The sequence below is a fragment of the Pseudomonas sp. genome (assembly GCF_035277045.1).
GTDB lineage: Bacteria > Pseudomonadota > Gammaproteobacteria > Pseudomonadales > Pseudomonadaceae > Aquipseudomonas.
Map to the genome: position 1 here is coordinate 13436 of NZ_DATELE010000123.1, position 18252 is coordinate 31687.

At 61.5% G+C, this 18252-nt stretch carries 14 protein-coding genes; 9 read left to right on the forward strand and 5 right to left on the reverse strand.

Annotated features, from left to right (window positions below; translation table 11 throughout):
* Nucleotides 1-58: 58 nt before the first annotated feature.
* The gene (locus tag VJS90_RS05435; RefSeq protein WP_324119797.1) at nucleotides 59-808 is read left to right on the forward strand and encodes a substrate-binding periplasmic protein; all 750 of its coding nucleotides are present in this window, start codon (nucleotides 59-61) and stop codon (nucleotides 806-808) included.
* A gap of 217 nt (nucleotides 809-1025) precedes the next feature.
* Nucleotides 1026-3182, forward strand: coding sequence for a TonB-dependent siderophore receptor (locus tag VJS90_RS05440; RefSeq protein ID WP_324119799.1), 2157 nt, complete (start codon nucleotides 1026-1028; stop codon nucleotides 3180-3182).
* 67 nt (nucleotides 3183-3249) lie between these two features.
* Here the strand turns inward: VJS90_RS05440 and VJS90_RS05445 are convergent, their stop codons facing one another.
* The 3 genes from VJS90_RS05445 to VJS90_RS05455 form a co-directional block, all read right to left on the reverse strand.
* Entirely contained in the window at nucleotides 3250-4032 is a 783-nt protein-coding gene (locus VJS90_RS05445; RefSeq protein ID WP_324119801.1) for a transporter substrate-binding domain-containing protein, read from the reverse strand.
* Between the two features lie 123 nt (nucleotides 4033-4155).
* Complete coding sequence (locus tag VJS90_RS05450) at nucleotides 4156-6114, reverse strand: hypothetical protein (RefSeq protein WP_324119803.1); 1959 nt, start codon at nucleotides 6112-6114, stop codon at nucleotides 4156-4158.
* The gene (locus VJS90_RS05455; protein WP_324119805.1) at nucleotides 6095-6526 is read right to left on the reverse strand and encodes a hypothetical protein; all 432 of its coding nucleotides are present in this window, start codon (nucleotides 6524-6526) and stop codon (nucleotides 6095-6097) included. The genes VJS90_RS05450 and VJS90_RS05455 overlap by 20 nt, the downstream gene beginning before the upstream one ends.
* 769 nt (nucleotides 6527-7295) lie before the next feature.
* Here VJS90_RS05455 and mtlD point away from each other — a divergent pair.
* From mtlD to VJS90_RS05475, 4 genes are all read left to right on the forward strand, one after another.
* Nucleotides 7296-9491 (forward strand): bifunctional mannitol-1-phosphate dehydrogenase/phosphatase, encoded by a 2196-nt coding sequence (mtlD, locus tag VJS90_RS05460; protein ID WP_324119807.1) that lies wholly within the window; start codon nucleotides 7296-7298, stop codon nucleotides 9489-9491.
* A 140-nt stretch (nucleotides 9492-9631) separates the two neighbouring features.
* Nucleotides 9632-10147 carry a sigma-70 family RNA polymerase sigma factor gene (locus VJS90_RS05465; RefSeq protein ID WP_324119809.1) on the forward strand — a complete coding sequence of 172 codons (516 nt, stop codon included), beginning with the start codon at nucleotides 9632-9634 and terminating at the stop codon, nucleotides 10145-10147.
* On the forward strand, nucleotides 10144-11067 hold the full coding sequence (locus tag VJS90_RS05470; RefSeq protein ID WP_324119811.1) for a FecR domain-containing protein: 924 nt from the start codon (nucleotides 10144-10146) through the stop codon (nucleotides 11065-11067). Before VJS90_RS05465 ends, VJS90_RS05470 begins: the two co-directional genes overlap by 4 nt.
* 100 nt (nucleotides 11068-11167) lie before the next feature.
* Nucleotides 11168-13624 (forward strand): TonB-dependent siderophore receptor, encoded by a 2457-nt coding sequence (locus VJS90_RS05475; protein ID WP_324119814.1) that lies wholly within the window; start codon nucleotides 11168-11170, stop codon nucleotides 13622-13624.
* 36 nt (nucleotides 13625-13660) lie between these two features.
* On the opposite strand, the gene VJS90_RS05480 is transcribed toward VJS90_RS05475, so the two are convergent.
* The gene (locus VJS90_RS05480; protein WP_324119826.1) at nucleotides 13661-14530 is read right to left on the reverse strand and encodes a LysR family transcriptional regulator; all 870 of its coding nucleotides are present in this window, start codon (nucleotides 14528-14530) and stop codon (nucleotides 13661-13663) included.
* A gap of 120 nt (nucleotides 14531-14650) precedes the next feature.
* Between VJS90_RS05480 and VJS90_RS05485 the strand changes: the two genes are divergently transcribed.
* From VJS90_RS05485 to chrA, 3 genes are all read left to right on the forward strand, one after another.
* Nucleotides 14651-15361 (forward strand): AzlC family ABC transporter permease, encoded by a 711-nt coding sequence (locus tag VJS90_RS05485; protein ID WP_324119816.1) that lies wholly within the window; start codon nucleotides 14651-14653, stop codon nucleotides 15359-15361.
* A complete protein-coding gene (locus VJS90_RS05490; protein ID WP_324119818.1) occupies nucleotides 15358-15675 on the forward strand; it encodes an AzlD family protein in 318 nt (105 codons plus the stop codon). Before VJS90_RS05485 ends, VJS90_RS05490 begins: the two co-directional genes overlap by 4 nt.
* A 305-nt stretch (nucleotides 15676-15980) precedes the next feature.
* Nucleotides 15981-17186, forward strand: a complete 1206-nt coding sequence (chrA, locus tag VJS90_RS05495) for a chromate efflux transporter (protein ID WP_324119820.1) — start codon at nucleotides 15981-15983, stop codon at nucleotides 17184-17186.
* A 201-nt stretch (nucleotides 17187-17387) separates the two neighbouring features.
* Here chrA and VJS90_RS05500 read toward each other — a convergent pair whose 3' ends face one another.
* A complete protein-coding gene (locus tag VJS90_RS05500) occupies nucleotides 17388-18026 on the reverse strand; it encodes an Abi family protein (RefSeq protein ID WP_324119822.1) in 639 nt (212 codons plus the stop codon).
* Nucleotides 18027-18252: the final 226 nt, after the last annotated feature.

Consider the following 18252-nt stretch of genomic DNA (forward strand, 5'->3'; position numbering starts at 1 on the left):
GATCTCGTCTAAGCTAACCAGCGACCCCGCTAAATCGGCATATCAAGGAGGATCCAGCGTGCGGCGATGTCTGGCCATTCTGTTGTTCTGGGCGGCCCACGGCCTGGCGAGCGAACCGGTGCTGCGCTTCTCGGTCGCCGAGAGCTGGAGCATGCCCTTGATCCGCATCGAGCACGAGCAACCGGTGGAGGGCATTCTGTTCGACCTGATGCAGGCCATCGCCAGGCACACCGGGGCCCGCCCGGAGTATCACGTCATGGCGCGCCTGCGCTTGCAGCAGGCGCTGGAAGAGGACGACATCGACGTGCGCTGCTACGTGTCCACCCAGTGGATCAACGACCGTCCCGGCAACTACCTGTGGAGCGTGCCGGTGATCACCCAGCGCGACCTGCTGGTCGCGGCGCCGGGCACCGACGGCCCCACCCGGCCTGAACAACTGCCGCCCCAGGCCATCGGCACCGTGCTGGGCTTCAGCTACCCCCCTCTGGAAGCCCTCTTCGCCAGCGGCCGCCTTGAGCGCGAGGACAGCCGCAGCCAGCTGCTGGTGTTGCACAAGCTGCATGCTGGGCGCTATCAGCACGCCGTCAGCAACCAGCTGTCGCTGGACTGGTTCAACCGCCAGTTGCCGGACGCAGAGCGCTTGAAATCCGTGCACGTGCTCGAAGAGCAGCAGCTTGGCTGCATGGTGCGCAGCGATGCCTCCGTGCCGGCCCAAGGGGTGTTGCGTGCGCTGGTGAGGATGAAGCAATCGGGCGAGGTAGACCGCATCATCCAGCGCTACACCGCCGACCGGCCGCACGCGGGTTGAACCCATACACCATCGACAATCGTTTGCAAATGCGCTTCAGCCAGAAATGTGATTGCAAATGCTAAATATTTCTATTTACATATTTTTCACAATTACATAGCCTTTTGCTGGCACCCACGGCTGGCTGCGACTCTTCCTACACGGACGTTCTCAAATTCACTTCGACTCCGCCCCAAGGGCATGAGTCCCCTGGGTTGTGTCCGAAGGTCAATCGAAAATGAATCCATATTCCCTGCGCCCGCTCGCGCTGATGATTTCCCTTGCCGCAGCAGGCTCCCACGCCTATGCCGCCGAACCGGTCGAGCTCAGCGCCAGCGAGGTCACCGCGACGGCGGAGTCAGCAGCTAGCCAGGCCACAACCGAAGGTACTCATTCCTACACCACCAAGTCGATGAGCACCTCGACCGGCCTGCCTCTGTCCATTCGCGAGACCCCGCAGTCGGTCAGCGTGATCACCCGCCAGCGCATGGAAGATCAGGGCATGAACAGCCTTGACGACGTGGTGAAGTACGCGCCCGGTGTCACCCTGCGCAAGTTCGGCTCGGACCGTCGCGAGTTCCTGGCGCGGGGCTTTCGCATCGACAACATCATGTACGACGGCCTGTCCACTACTGCTGGTACGTTCTCCCTCGACACCCTCGCGTCCGCCGACCTGGCGATCTACGATCGGGTTGAAGTGGTTCGTGGCGCAACAGGTCTGATGACCGGCGCGGGCGACCCCTCGGCCACCCTTAACCTGGTGCGCAAGCGTCCGACGGCCACGCCTCAGCTCAGCATCACCACCAGCGCGGGTAGCTGGGACCGTTATCGTACCGAGGTCGATGCCTCAAACAAGCTGAACGAGTCCGGCACCCTGCGCGGGCGCGTGGTAGCCGCGTACGAAGACAACAACAGCTTCGTGGATGTGCGTGAAACCAAGCGCCAAACCTTCTACGGCATCCTGGAAGCCGACCTGAGCGACTCGACCACCTTCACAATTGGCGCCTCGAAGCAGCGTGAAGACAAGAAGTCCGACTGGGGCAGCCTGCCGAGTGGACCGAATGGTGAGGACCTTCATCTTTCCCGCTCGACGTTCTACGGTGGAGACTGGGCGTACTGGGATCAGGACAACTACACCCTGTTCGGCGACATCACTCACAAGTTCGACAACGGCTGGACCGGCAAGGTGGCCGCTCAGAAGATCTGGGGTGAGTCGGATACGTTTTCTAACTATCTGTCAGCGATGAATTATCCCTATGCCTCCGTATTCGATCTCGGTACGGCTTCGGGGCATTACTTCACGGACGATGACATGTTCAACGTCGACGCCTCGTTAGGTGGCCCGTTCCAGCTGTTCGGACGTGAACATGAATTCAACGCAGGGATAAGCCGTCGTCAGGAAAAGTATGACCAACGTGGTGGTTGGTGGAATGCCACGCCGGTTGATATCTACAACTTTAATCCGGGCAGTGTCGTAAAACCATCTATCACCGACCGCACTGCCTATTCCAAGCATACCGTTACCACTGAAGAGGCTGCTTACGCGGTGGCGCGCTTCAATCCAGTCGATCCACTGCATATCATTGTTGGCGGACGTGTTAGCTGGTACGACTACGACAATTTGCATGGTGATGACGACTACAAGGCCACACGCGAATTTACGCCGTACGCAGGCATCATCTATGACCTGAACGATACCTATTCGGTTTATGCCAGTTATACCGAAATCTTCAAGCCGCAAAGTGAAACCAAGGTCGATGGATCAGTAGTCGAGCCCATGACCGGTGAGAACTACGAAATCGGCCTAAAAGGTGAGTTCCTAGACGGTGCTTTGAATGGCTCCGTAGCGTTGTTTGAGGTAACCCAGCAAAACAGGGCCTACAAGGTCGCAAACCAACCGCCTATTTGCGCCGATGAAGGACGTACTTGCTACGACACTGCTGGCGAAGTCCGCAGCCGAGGAATTGATACGGAGCTGAGTGGCGCCCTGACTCCGAACTGGCAGTTCTCTGCGTCCTATACCTACGTCATGAGCACCTTCGTCAAAGACGCCACCTACGAAGGCAGCCGCTTCGCCGCAGACCAGCCCAAGCACCTGTTCAAGGCCGCCACCAGCTACAACCTGACCGGCAACCTGAGCAAATGGCGTGTTGGCGCCGACGTCTTCGCCCAGAGCGAAACCTACAACCGCGTAGGCACCGGCCACGCCGAGCAGGATAGCTACGCCGTTGTCGGCCTGATGGCCGGCTACCGCTTCGACGAGCACTGGGATGGTCGAGTCAACCTGAACAACGTCTTCGACGAGAAGTACTGGCAGGGCATCCCGAACGGCACCGGCACGGGCGTATACGGCGACCCGCGCAACGTGATGTTCAGCCTGAAATGGACCCTCTGACAGCCCCTCGCTGCCACTGAGTCAACAGCACCCACCTCGATGTAGGCTTCGAGAGAGAACGCCCGTATCAAGGCTTGAGCCAGTGATCCACGATGCGCTGGTACTCGCCGTTTTGCTTGGCCAGATGCATCCACCCATCCACGTAGGCTTTGAACGCCACGTCCGCGCGCGGCAGCATGATCGCCTTTTGCGCGTACTGCAGCGGCTTGTCCGGGTCGACCGGGCACAGCTCGGGATGCAGCCTGGCCTGCCAGCGGGTTTCGCTGGCGTCGGTGACCATCACATCGGCGCGGCCATCGACGATCTCCTGGAAGATGCTTACGTTGTCGGGGTGCACCGTCAAGGTGGCGTGCTGGTAGCGGCTGCGCGCGAAGCGCTCATTGGTGCCGCCGGGATTGACGATGGCGCGGGTGCCCGGCCGGTCGATCGCGGCGAAGTCGGGGAACTTCGCCTTGTCGGCGCAGCGGATGATGGGCGCCTTGCCATCGACCACGTGAGACTCGGCGAAGCCCACCTTCTTCAGGCGCTCGGTGGTGATCGAGATGCCGCCCATGGCGATGTCGCACTGACTGGCGAAGTCCTTCACCAACGTCGGCCAGGTGGTCTTGATGAACTGTGGCTGCACACCGAGCGAGGTCGCCAGCGAGCGGGCCAGGTCCACGTCGATGCCCTCGAACGACTGGTCGTCACGGTAATAGGTGAACGGCTTGTAGTCGCCGGTCATGCACACCCGCAGCGTGCCCGCCTCGAGCACGTGGTCGAGGCGCGAGGGTTGGGGTTCCGGGGCAGTGGCTGCGTGGGCGATCTGGGGCAGGACGAGGGCCAGCAGGGTGGCGATTGTTGTTCTCATGGTGTCTCCTGACAGGGGGCGTGCGAGCGGTGCAGTGTAGGGAATAGCGGATGCAACATAGGCCCGGACGCAGGAAATACCTATCAGAAAAATCGCATGATGTAGCAGGAATATTCCCGAATTTCAGTAGCCATGCGATTCGCGGAATTCGCCTTTGTGGTAGTCGATCCATTCGTCAAGGTCGTAAGGCAGGAAAAGCCTCTGCCGGGCACGGGAAATGGCGATGTAGACGGCGCAGATCCGCTGGTCAAACTCATAGGCGTCCTTGAACCGCACCGTGCTCAGCAGTTCAGGCGTCAGCAGCACCTGGTCGAACTCCCAGCCACCCGCCTCTTGCGCCACCATCAGCATGCAACTGTTGCCATGGCTGCCGATCATGCGGTCCAGGGCGGTGATGTCGGCCATGTTGAAGCCCTTGCCGAGTTCTGCCTGCACCCACTGGAATGACTGATCGAACGGGTTGGCGGCGGCCACCTGCCGCCAGTCCAGCATCTCGGCGAAGGCTGGGTGCAGCGCCTCCTGTCCTTCCACGCCGTAGAACTCCGGCCTGAACAGCTTGATGGCGCTGGTCATGAAGCGCTTGATGTCTTGCTCGGCTGCCTTGTCCAGAAAGCTGAAACCGCAGTGGTCACGCGACAGTTCCAGGACCCACTTCATGGTGTCCCAGCGCGAAGCCGTCAACACCACGCAGCCCTCTGGCGGCGTGAAGCGCTCCGGGTAGGTCTCGATACTGACATCGGCGTCGCGCGCGCCTTCGAAGGGCACCTTGGACTTTTCCGTGTGCAGGCTGATCAGCGGATTGACCAGCGCCTCGACCTTGCGGCCCGAGCGGACCGAATAGCTGATATCGCTTTGCCGCACCTGGCGCTTGCGCCGCACCACGGGCCCGCTGGCTTTCTGGTATTCGTCGCCCAGGGTGATCAGCACCTGGCGCCCGCGCTCGATGATCTGCAGCAGGGAGGCGGGAATGTCCTGGCTCTCGTCGACGATGACATGGCTGAAACGCGTAGGCACCACGCAGCCGGCGAGGCTCGCGCGCTTGATCATCAGCAACGCCTCGAACGGGGTGCGGCTGGCCCATTGTGGATGGGCATCCAGCCAGGTCCAGACACGGCTCGCGTATTCGAGCAGCACACGATTCTCGGTGCTCGACAGGGGCTGCTGGAAAAACGGCAGGTGATGGACCGACAGGCTGTAGTCCCATGACTCGCAGAAATGCATGACCGCGGTCAGGCAGATCTCCAGGGTCTGCTCGGCGCTGTAGCCACGGAAGCCATAAATCCCCAGCTCCTCGGACACCGCGTGCTTGCCAGGCAACTTGGCCGCATTGCGATCGGGCCGCAGGATCGGCGCCCTGCCCGGCCCCTTCAGCAGCGCCTGGGCAAATGCCTGGAAGGTCATCCCCGGCGGTTTCTCGGTGGTTCCACCCAGACGCAGGCGCAGCGCTTCCAGCTTGCCGGCCGTGCGCGCCAGGACAAGCGTGCGCCCCGGCTGCAGGCATTCCATCAGCGCCCCGAGCAGGTGGCTTTTGCCCACGCCGGCATAGCCCTGCACGTGCAGGTCCTCGTCGAGGTTGGCGCGCACCGTCCTCAGCAGTTTGTCCTGGGCCGAACTCAGCCACCGCTCCTTGCGCGCAGGCGTTTCCACCTGCTGGGTGAACGGGTCATGGCGCGCGTGATGACGGACCTTGTAACCCAGGTCCCATGTGCCATCCGGCAGCAGGTACTCGCGCGCCGTCACCTCCTCGGCCTCGAGCAGCCGCAGGTTCAGGGTTCTGAGAATATCCAGGCCGAAGTACAGCTTGCGCTGGTCGAACAACCGCCGGGCCTCGGACAGCAAGCCCGGCTGCGGCGTGTCGATGGCCCAGGCCAGCAGCCTGGCCAGGATCTTCTCGGCGCCACCCGCGGTGATGCTTTTCTCCCCTCCCCGGGCCAGGTGCTGGATCACCATCACCGACGCCAGCTCCGGCTCGCTCAGCGCGCCGAGCCCACCCGCGCCGTCGGCGCCCAGTAGCGCCTGGCAGGTTTGCTCCGTGACCGGCAGGAACACGGGATTGGAAAAGTCATGGTGTTCCGGGTGCATGCAACCTCACAGGCAAGACGGGCTCGGCATCGAGCCCCAGTTCGAATCGGTATTCGCCGAGGGTTCCCGACATGCTTCGTGGGTGGGTACCGGGCGGGCTGCCCTGCTGCTCCAGCATCCCGTCGAGTTCATAGAGGGCGAGTTCCAGGAGTTTGCGCAGGTCCTGAACGTTTTCAGCTACGGCGCTCAGTTGCAGATTCACCGCGCCCTTGGCGGGGGGGCCATTGCCCGTATCGAGGCTCTGCCGTTTTGCCTCGTGAAGGATCTGCTCGTGCTCGTCGTCCATCAGGTCCAGCACCCTGGACAGCTCAAGCGTCTTCTCGGGATGGTCCTGCATCTGATCCTTGATGGCCAGGCGCCGCACCTGCCATTCCCGCAGCCGCTCTTTGGTCAGAGGGTCGACTTCATCCACGATCATTGCTCCTCGACGGTCTGCGTGCACTAGCTGGTTGGCAAGGATAGCGAAATGAGTGAGCTGGAGCACGGATCAATCGTCTACGCCTGAGCGGACGGTACATCAACCGTCCTGCTGGGCTTCCAGCACAGGGACCGTAAGACCTGCTTTCGCCGTTAGCAAACACGGCTGCGGTGTAGCTGTAGTGAGCCGGCCTTGCATCTGGATTGCGGACCGTGCAAAACGAGGACCAAGCCCTGGCCGGAGCACAGGATTACCGGATTGAGCGGCGGTGGTCGGGACACCGAATGTATTCAGTTGCCTCTTGCAGCGCCTATGCGGTTTTGGGGCCGCCACGCGGCCCATCGCGGGACCAGCCCGCTCCCACAGGGTGGCTGTGAGCACTTCGCTGAAATGCCCTTACGCCTTGCATGCCATCGCACATACGTGCAAGGCTGAAAAAGGATTACCCGTCACCAGACAGGAAGCAAACCACCTTATGCTCGGAATCACACGTATCCATCGCTATCTTCGCTCACCGTCTGCAAGTCAAGCAGCCAGTGGGCGTGAAACCAAACTCGCAAAGGGCACTCGCAGTGCCTTGAAGTTCGCAACTCTCCTCTGCACTCCCCGCTCCGTCCCGCCCTACCTCTGTGTCACGCCTGCGCGTGAGCCTGAAGACCGCGTGCCCCCGACTTGAAAATAGACACTGCAGCGCTTTCGCGGTAATCGCCTGTTCAGCTTCTGAACGCGCGTTGTTTTCACGCAAAAAAAAGGGGACTCACACATGATCTTTTTTCAGGGCAAAAGAATTTTCAGCGCCATCTTCGATATGGATGGCACCATGTTCGACACCGAGCGCTTGCGTTTCAAGACCTTGAAACAAGCCTCGCTGGAAATCTTCGGCAAGGCGTTGAGCGAGCACACCTTGATTGGCTCGCTGGGCCTGAGCGCGAAGAAGGCCGAAGCCCTCGCCAAGGCTCACAACGGTGAAGATTTTCCATACGCCCAGATCCGCAAGCGAGCCGATGAGCTTGAACTGGAACACGTGCGTAACCACGGTGTGCCGATCAAGGCCGGCTTGCTGGAAGTACTGGAGCGGCTGCGCAAGTCAGGCTTGACCATGGCGGTCGCCACGTCCAGCCGACGCGCCATTGCCGAGGAGTACCTGATCAATGCCAATGTACTCAAGTATTTCGACATCACCGTCTGTGGCGACGAAGTCGGCCAAGGCAAGCCCCATCCGGAAATCTTCCTGCGGGCAGCCCGCGCGCTCAACTGCGAGCCCGGCCAATGTTTCATGGTCGAAGATTCGGAAAACGGCATGCTGTCGGCAATACGCGCCGAAGGGCAAGCGATCCTGATCGAAGACATCAAGCCGCCTGCGCCTGAAATCAGGGCGGGCGCGCTCAAGGCCTATCGCAGCATGAACGAATTCCTGGCCGAGTTGAGCGAGTGCGTTCCCGATGTGGGGATGCCGGACCTGAGCGAGCCCTTCCCCTCCTCGCTCAATCAGTTCCGTGCCGGAATCCATGGCTTCGGGGCCATTGGGGGCGGCTACCTGACGCAGGTGTTTTCCCATTGGGACGGCTACACACGCCCCTGCGAAATCATCGCCGCGACACGTTCTCGCATGCTCAGGGAAACGGTGTCTGCATTTGGCAGCTACAGCGTGCGCTACGGGGCCACCTCGTTCGACCAGACCATCGACAACGTCCGCATGATCGACATGGACGATGACGATGCGGTGATCGAGATGTACACCTGTGCTGAAATCATCGGGCTGAGCCTGCCCGAGCAGGCCATCCGCAACCAGGCCAGCGTCATCGCCAGGGGCTTGCTGCAACGCTTCGAGCGCCGTGGCCGCGAGCTGACGCTGCTGATCGTGCTGAACAAGATTGGCGGTGCGGCGTTCGTGCGCCGGCATGTGCAAGCGGAGCTGGAGTTGCTGTGTCCGCCAGCGATCAGCAAGCAGGTACTGCAAAAGACCCATTTCGCCGAAACGGTCGTCAGCCGCATCGTCTCCAAGATCAGCAATGACGCGCTGGTTCGACAACTGCGCATCAAGTCGCAGATGTTCCAGAACAGCCTTGAAGGCGAGCCTGCGGTAGCCAGCAAGCCATCGACGCCGGTACCTGAATACGAACGGCTGATCGGACGATTCAGGCCCTTCGCGCAGTCCAGTAGCGCCATGAGCCAGCTGCATCTGATCCTGTTCAACAGCGAACCCGACATGCCTCTCTATGTGGAGGGCGGCAGCGACTTGCTCGAACGCCTGCGCCAGGTGAAAACGGTCGCGGACATCGCCCAGATACAACTCATCAAGAACCGCTTGTGGAACGGCCCTCACGCCATCATTGCCTGGTATGCAAGCCTGCTGGGCCATGCGTGGGTCGGCCAGGGCATGGGGGATGCGCGCGTGAGCGCGCTGGCCGAGCGCTTGATTCACCAGGAAGTGGCGCCGGCGCTGATGGCTGAAAATCCACAGATGTCGGAGGTCGTCAGCGGCTTTGCAAAAACCTTTCTGGAACGCTGCAAGACGTCGTTCAAGGACCCTTGCGCCCGCGTCGGTCGCGATCCGTTGCGCAAGCTTCAACGCAACGAGCGCATCCTGAGCAGCATCGACCTTGCCCGCAAGCATGGCATTCAGGCACCTGCCCTGACCTTCGGTGCAGCCCTTGCCGTTCATTACGCGCTGCGGTGCAACGACAGCAAGGATCGGGAAGCCCAGCTGATGAGACAGCTCTACAAGGACAGCGACGAGAATGTCGAGGCGGTGCTGACGTACAACGGCGACTACAACGGCAAGCCCTACCCCGGAATGGACCCTCGCGATGACGCGGATCTGATCGACGCTGTTTCAGATCATTTCCGGCGGTTGCAGCAGCCGGATTCGGGCGACGGGACAACTCCGTTTCTGGTAGAAAACCGGTCGACCCGCCTGGACGCTGCTGCAGCAAGGGAAAGCCAGCTGGTCACCTGAACCTCGCATGACGTGCCTCTGACACCGGCCTCGCCCGCGTCCGCGAGCGAGGCCCACCCCCTCCCCGCTTCCCACCCGACCTCTGCCACCCTACAATCGCAACAAATTCCTATTCGCATCATTTTCGTCGGGGAGAGGGAATGTCCACAGCGAGCTGCGATGCAGACAGCAACCAGCACTTGAATGACCTTTATCGTGACCACAACGGCTGGCTGCGTGGCTGGTTGCGCCAGCGGCTGAACAACGCCGCCGATGCGGCTGATCTGGCGCAAGACACGTTCGTCCGCGTTCTGCTTGCGCGGACCGCGGGAACCCTGCACGAGCCCCGTCGTTACCTGGCGACCATCGCCCGTGGCCTGGTCATCGACCTCTATCGCCGAGGCAGTCTGGAGCAGGCGTACCTCGAAGCGCTCGCACTGCGCCCTGAGGTGCACGCCCCCTCCGCGGAAACGCGAGCCTTGATCCTCGAAAGCCTGCTGGCGATCGACCGCATGCTCGATGGTCTCGGCGCGCGCACCCGGCAGATCTTTCTCGCGGTGCAACTGGACGGCCTTACCTACGAAAAAGCCGCCCAGCGCTTTGGCGTTTCGGTGAGCACGGTGCGCAAGCACCTTGCCAAAGGCCTGATGCATTGCCTGCTGCTGGAGGAGCAATGAAGCGCATTCTCGCCCAGGCGGTGGACTGGTACATACGCCTGCATGACAGTGGTGCCACGGATGCCACCCAGGCCGAGTGGCGGGCCTGGCTGGCGGCCGACCCTCTGCATGCGCAGGCGTGGCAACGGATCGAACAGCTGCAGCAACGCCTGGGCCAGGCGCCCTCGAGCTTCGCTGCCGCCACCCTCGAGCAGGCCAGGCAACAACGCCGTGCCGCGGTGAAGATGCTTGCGCTGTTGCTGGGTGCAGGCGTGATCGGCTGGCAGGGCTACCAGGCTTCGCCATTGAGCGCGGACTACGCGACCCGCGTGGGGCAACGCCGTCAGTTCACCCTGGCGGACGGCAGCCGGGTGATGCTCGACACGGATACCCGGATCGACGTGCGGTTCGATGACCGGCAGCGGCTGATCGTGCTGCGCCAGGGTGAAGTCCTGGTCGAGACGGCCAAGGATGCGCGCCCATTGAGCGTGCAAAGCGCGGAAGGCCGTATCCGTGCCTTGGGTACACGCTTCACGGTGCGCCAGAACGAAGGCGTCACCCGGGTGAGCGTCGAGGCCCATGCCGTGCAGGTGCATCCGCGCCTGGCATCGGCCGCGGGGATGCGCGTAGACGAAGGGCAGATGACAAGCTTCACCGCCGCCGAGATCGGCCCTCTGTTGCCTGCCTCAGCACAGGTATCGGCCTGGACTCGCGGCTTGCTCGTGGCAATCGACTGGAGGCTGGAGGACGTGCTGGCCGAAGTGTCGCGGTATCGCCAAGGCTATCTGGGATGCGCCCCGGAAGTCGCCGGGATGCGTCTGTCCGGCACCTTCCTGCTGGATGACAGCGAGGCCGTGCTGGCCAACCTGGAAGACGCCCTCCCTGTGCGGGTTCGCCGCATGACGCGTTACTGGGTCCGGGTCGAAAGCAGAAGCGCCTGAGAAACTTTTTTCATCAGGGGTAACAGATTTTCATTCCTGTTTCGGCTCTACCTGCACATGCGCGACAGACGCAGCTTCTGCCAACCCACAGGAACCCTTCATGTCCTCCCGTCCTTCTTTCAATATGGCCCTGGCCCTGGCCCTGACGTGCTCGATGCTCACGGCAACACCCCTCTTGGCCAAACCGCTCGCCTACGACATTCCGAGCGGCACCTTGGCCGCCGCGCTCAGCCAGTTCGCCGCGGCCAGCGACGTGATGATCACCTTCAGTTCCGATGACACCGCTGGCTTGCGTTCCGCGGGACTGCACGGTGACTTCGAACTGGACCAGGGCTTCGCGCAACTCCTGCAAGGCAGTGGCCTGCGCGTGGTGCAGGCCGGGGAGAGACGCTACGTGCTGGCCAAGGCCGAGAGCGGCAGTGCCCTGGAACTTGGCATCACCAACGTCAGCGCGGCGGAACTGGGCGCGATGACTGAAAATACCGGCTCCTATACCACGGGTGCGGTGACCGTGGGCGGCAAGACCCCCCAGGCGCTGCGCGATGTCGCCCAGTCGGTATCGGTGGTGAGCAGCCAGCGCATTCAGGACCAGGGCCTGCACAATGTCTCGCAGGTACTCAACCAGGCCACCGGTATCACCTTGGTCGGCGGAAACGACAACGACGTTTCCATCTACTCCCGCGGCTTCAAGATCACCAACGTGACCACCGACGGGGGTCCGCCCAACATGCGCGAAGAGTCGTACCAGGCGCTGCCCGACATGATCCAGTACGACCATGTCGAGATCCTCCGTGGCGCCGATGGCCTCAACTCCGGGACCGGGGAACCGGGCGGCACCATCAACCTGGTGCGCAAGCGCGCCCTGGACCACGCCCAGGTCAAGCTGGCAACGTCCGCCGGCAGCTGGGACAACTACCGCCAGGACGTCGATGTGACCGGCCCCATGGGCTTCGACGGGCGCTTGCGGGGTCGCTTCGCCGCGGCCTATGAAGACCGGGGCTATTTCTACGACGGCGCCGACAGCCAGAAACAGGCCTTTTTCGGCGTGCTGGAAGCGGACGTGACGCCCGACACCCTGGTAACGGTAGGCGGCAGCTATGAAAAGCGCGACATGGACGGCTACTGGGACAACGGCCTGGTGCGCTACAGCACCGGTGAAGACCTCGGTCTTTCGCGTCACACCTCGCTGGCCGCCGACTGGTCATCAGCCAACGCCGAGACCATGGAAGGCTTCATCAAGGTCGAGCACACCCTCAACGACCACTGGAAGGCCGACGCCAGCTACACCTACAGCAAATACGACGCCCACCATGATCTTGGTCAGGTCACCACGGCGCTCAATCCTGTCACCGGCACCGGCACCACCTTTTCCCGCACCCTGCGCGAGTTCCAGATTGAGCAGAACCTGATCGCCGCCAACCTGCATGGCACCTTCGAGGCATTTGGCCGCGAGCACGAACTGCTGATCGGCGCCGATCATGAAAACATCCACAAGTACTACGCGGACTACAGCCGCAACTCGCCGGCCGTGCCGGTCGACGTGTTCAGCACCGATGTGAATGCGCTGCCCAAGCCGGTCAAGCCCACGCTTTATTACGAGTATCCGCAATGGGATACCAAGAAGACCGGTGGTTTCGTGACCCTCAAGGCACGCCTGGCCGACCCGCTGAAGATGATCGTGGGTGCCCGTTACAATGACTACGAAGACACCCAGGTGAGCATCGTCCCCGACTTCGGCTCGACCTTTGGCCTGGGCGGCAAGAACAGTGGCGTGGTCACGCCCTACGGCGGCCTGATCTACGATGTGAACGACAACTGGTCGGTGTATACCAGCTATGCCGAAATCTACAAACCGCAGACCAACTACCTGAGCTTTGGCGAGACCCAGCTCAAACCCATCGAAGGCAAGACCTACGAGTTCGGCGTCAAGAGCGCGTTCTACGACGGCCGCCTGAACGTTTCCAGCGCGGTCTATTACACCAAGCGCGAGAACGAGGCGGTGCTTGTCCAGACGGTCAACACCCCGACCAACAACTGCTGCTACGAGCCAGGCGGCGAGGTCGTCAGCCGCGGCTGGGATACCGAGATCAGTGGCGAACTGGCCGAAGGCTGGCAGATGTCGGCGGGCTACACCTTCAACATCAACGAACAGCGCCAGGCGGGCGATTCGAGTAACAACGGCCTGCCCCTGAGCAGCCAGACGCCCAAGCACCTGTTCAAGTTCTTCACCACCTACCAGCTGCAGGGCGACCTGGATCGCTGGAAGGTCGGCCTGGGCGCCAACATCCAGAGCCGCAACGCAGTCAACGGGACCGTCCGCACACGCCTGTCGGACGGCAGCCTGAGCCCTGGCACCTCGCGCTACGCCTACGAGCAGTCCGGCTACGCGGTGTGGAACGGCCTGGTGGAATACCGCATCAACGACAACTGGACCGCCGCGCTCAATGGCAACAACCTGTTCGACAAGAAGTACTACCAGACCATCGGCAGCAGCGTGCGTGGCAACTGGTACGGAGAGCCGCGCAACTACATGCTGACACTGCGGGCCGTGTTCTGACAGGCGGCAGGAACCGCCAGCGACTGTACCGCTCCCTCAGTAAGGAGCGGACAGCCGCAGCGTCCTGATCAGCAACTCATGAAGACTGTCCACGGCTCTCGACCCCCTTGAGCCCCGGCTTCGAAACACGGCAACTTCCATTGGCTCCAACGGCCCGAGGCCTTGCGCGCTGCCCAGAATCTTCAACTGCGAGGGTGCGCTGCACTGGGTAAGCACGGCCACCGCCAGGCCGCTTTCGACGGCGGCGATCTGGCCAGCCAGGCTGGAGCTGTTGTACACCACCTTGAACCGGCGCCCCTGGAGCGCCAGCGAGCGCAAGGCGCAGCGTTTGGCGAGGCTGGCGTCTTCATAGACGGCGATGGGCAGCGGATCGCGCCGCCAGACCTGGAACTGCGCATCCCCCACCCACACCATGGGTTCATGGAACAGCAACGTGCCATGGCGCGGGCTGTCGCGCGATACCAGCGCCAGATCGAGATCGCCACTTGCCACCCGCGGAATAAGGGAAGTCGACTGCTCGCAGTACAGTTCGATCTCGACCGCGCCAAAGTTCGGCGCGAACTGTTTGAGCACCGGTGTCAGGTAGCGCGCGGCATAGTCATCGGGCACGCCCAGGCGAATCCGGCCCGTCAGCTCCTCCCGATGAAAAGCCGCCTGGGTCTCGGCGTGCAGATCGAGCATTCGCCGCGCATAGCCCAGCAGCAACTGCCCTTCCGAAGTAAGCTGATGATGCCGCGGCCCACGTATCAGAAGCTGGCAGTCCAGGGCCGTCTCCAGCTTCTTGATCTGCATGCTGACGGCCGACTGGGAGCGATGCACCTGTGTCACAGCGCCAGACAACGAGCCTGCATCCACCACGGCCACGAAACATTTAAGCCAATCCAGTTGCAGGTCCTGAAAGGTCATGCTCATTCCAACGCCATTCGATTAACGGATAGCTTACCGCTGATTTATACGTTTTTCTTTAGGCATGGGCTGCGCGCATAGTGGTGTGATCAACGGCAATCGACAAGAAGAATCCTCGACATGACAGACGCCGACCATTACCTGCATGCTTTCGACCGCCGAAGCGTGTGGGCAGGCTTCATGAAACTCGCGCCCATTTCCCTGTTTGTCTCCGTGTTCGGCGCCGCATTCGGCCTGGCGGCCACCCAGGCCGGCCTGAGCGAGTCAGTCATCGTGGCGATGAGTGCCCTGGTGTTTGCTGGCGCGTCACAGTTCGCCGCGCTGGAACTCTGGGGCGCGGACGTTTCATTGATAACCCTGTGCCTCACCGTGTTTGCGATCAACGCTCGGCACTTGCTCATGGGCGCCACGCTCTATCCATGGCTGCAACATCTCCCGCCGAAGAAACGCTACGGCGTGATGCTGGTGGCATCCGATGCCAACTGGGCGCTGTCGATGCAGGCCTTCGGCAACCGCCAACCCGGGATCGGGCTCCTGCTCGGGGGCGGCCTGGCGATCTGGGTATTCTGGATAATCGGCACCTGGCTTGGCGTGCTGTTCGGCGGCGCCATTCATGACCCCAAGGCCGTGGGCCTGGACACGGTGATGGGGTGTTTTCTGCTGGCCATGGTGGTCGGCGGCGAGAAGAACCTGCGCCTGCTGCTGATCTGGCTGGTTGCTGCCTGCGCATCGCTGCTGGCCTACCGCTACCTGCCCGAGAACAGCCATGTGGTCGTCGGTGCGGTGGCTGGGGGACTTGCCGGGGTCGTGTGGATGGAGAAGCAGGCATGAGCATCGAAACCCAAGGGGCAGGCGCCCTCATCCTGGTCCTGATCATGGCGCTGGTGACATTGGCGACGCGTTGGGGCGGCGTGTACGTGATGTCCTTCGTGCCGATTGGTCAGCGGGTGAAGCAGTTCATTGGCGCGATGTCGGGCTCGGTGCTGGTAGCGCTTCTGGCGCCCATGGCGCTTGAAGGCGACACCGCGGCGCGGGTGGCACTGCTGACCACGGCTGGGACTATGTTGTTGCTGAAGAAGCCGCTGCCAGCCATCGCGGCGGGGGTATTGGCGGCTGCGGTGTTCAGGCAGTTTCAAGGCGGTTGAGGAGGATTTGCAGGTGGCTGTTTGACGCGACGCCGCAGGTTTGCACCGCGAGTGGCAGAGGTTATGCGAGACCGTTCGGCGCAGCTCAAAACCTGTGGCAACTGTCTTCTACCAAGGCGCTCCCGCCCCCGGCCCGGTTTCCCCGGCCCTTGTGGGGCTTGTCCCGCGATCGGCCGCGAAGCGGTCGTAAGCTGTGACCTGACAATGCCTGACTCACCGCACAAGCAGGTTTTACAGCGGTTCAGGCGCTCGCCCCCGTCCTGTTCACTATGCTGGCAAGCACTACCCATACCGAAATAACCACCGTGTCCGACAACATCAAAGCCGACCAAACCCCTTGGGCTGTTCTGCTGATTTTCCTCCGGCTGGGCCTGACATGTTTTGGCGGCCCCATCGCGCACCTCGGCTATTTCCGGGATGAGTTTGTAGCTCGACGCCGGTGGTTGAGTGAGCGCAGTTATGCGGACCTGGTTGCCCTGTGCCAGTTTTTGCCTGGCCCTGCCAGCAGTCAGGTAGGGATCGCGATTGGTTTGTCACGCTGCGGCTATGCTGGAGCGCTCGCTGCCTGGATAGGATTCACACTGCCCTCGGCGATAGCGTTGATGCTGTTTGCAACGGGTCTTTCCCATTTCGGCCATCTGGTTCCTGCCGGTGCGCTGCAGGGTTTGAAAGTGGCAGCCGTGGCGGTGGTCGCGCAAGCAGTCTGGGGGATGGCTCGCACACTTTGCCCGGATGTGGCGCGCGTCACTCTCATGGTGGCGACAACGTGCTTTGTGCTTCTGGTGCCCTCCCCTTTTGCGCAAGTGGGCAGTATTACTCTGGCAGCAACTATTGGCCTGTTTGTGTTCAAGCCCGACCAGTGCGAGGCGCGTGAGTTATTGCCGTTTCCACTACGACGCCGTACGGGCCTCCTCTGGCTTACGCTGTTCTTCACCTTGCTGGTAGCACTGCCCGCCCTGAGCGCTGCTTTTCCATCTCAGGGGCTGGCATTGATGGATGTTTTCTACCGCGTCGGCTCACTGGTGTTTGGTGGCGGGCATGTCGTGCTGCCGTTGTTGCAGGCAGAAATCCTGCCTGCTGGCTGGGTGTCCAATGAAACATTTCTGGCGGGCTACGGCGCAGCACAAGCCGTCCCTGGACCGTTGTTCTCATTTGCAGCGTTTCTCGGCGCATCGATGAACCAGGCGCCCTCTGGCTGGCTTGGCGGGCTGATTTGCCTGACGGCGATCTACCTGCCTTCTTTCCTGTTGGTCATAGGCTCTCTGCCGTTCTGGGAGCGCTTGCGGCACAACGCCCGCACGCAGGCGGCGCTGATGGGCGTGAATGCGTCCGTGGTGGGGCTGCTGCTTGCCGCGCTTTATCAACCGGTGTGGACCGGCGCTATCCAAGGGCCGGGCGACTTTGGCCTGGCCTTGATGGCGCTGATGGGGTTGATGTTCTGGAAGCTTGCGCCGTGGTTGGTGGTGCTGGGGTGTGGTGTCGTTGGAGGGGTATTGGGTCTCGCGCTCTGAGACTGAAACCGCTTCAACCAACCTGCTCGAACCGCCGCCGCTTCATGAACAACCCCACGCCCACCCCCACGGCAAAGACTGCCGTCAGCCCCATGTCAAAGCCCAGCAACCGGACCTGACTCGCCGCAACACAACCGACAGCGCCAACCCTGGCCACTTGCGCAGCAGGTACGAGACCCGAGACCAACGTGGGGCTTTGCCTCATGGCTTTGTAAGCAGGAGGCTTTTCACCGTTTGCGACTGTTTCATCCACTCAGCCGTGTGATGGCAACGGTATCTGACCAACCTGGCGATTCTTGCGTAATCCGCCGCAAGCTCCCTTGAAAAAATAGGCTCATGGTGGGCAATCCGGTTCCTGAGCTTGCGAATTGCTTCGAGTGCCTTTTTGATATCTGATCGAAGTGCGTGAGGAGCAATCGTCGCAGGTGCATTGGGAAAAAGATTCTTGATGTGGTTCGTCCAAAGCCCGTGATCGTACCTGGCCGTGAACATTGATTCCCAGAATGCGAAGCTCATTTCAGCAATGGCCTTGTCGGTCGAGGGCTGCCCCCCTCCAGCGCTATTCTCAGCCTTTTGACGAGCAGCCATGAGGGCCTGCCGGGGTTTGAATGGCTGGGATCCAGAAGGATCAGGAAGGCTATAGTAAAAACCTTGGCTCCACGGCCATTGCGGCCCATATGTCAAGGTCAGCGCTTCTGACACAGCATTCCGGATCGCCACCTCACAAAAATGCAAAGGGTGCATAAAAGCCGCTGAAATAGCCGCATTCCAGGCATACAGAGAAATAGCATTAGCTAACGGCGAGGGTTGGCCTGCGTTAGCGGCCAGATAGGTACCCATCCTGGGTATGGAGAGTGCAGCCTGTATGGCAAGATCTGGTGACATAAGCGGCTATGGCTCTGATCGAGAGTTGACGACCCCGCCAGTTAGCCATAGAATTCGCTCACTAACCACTTGGTTAGGAGTCAAGCTTCTAGAGGGTTGATTTCGCCAAGGGATGTACGAAAGTACACAAAAAGCCCACCGGTCTCGGTGGGCTTTTTCGTTTGGGCTGTCGCAGGTCCTC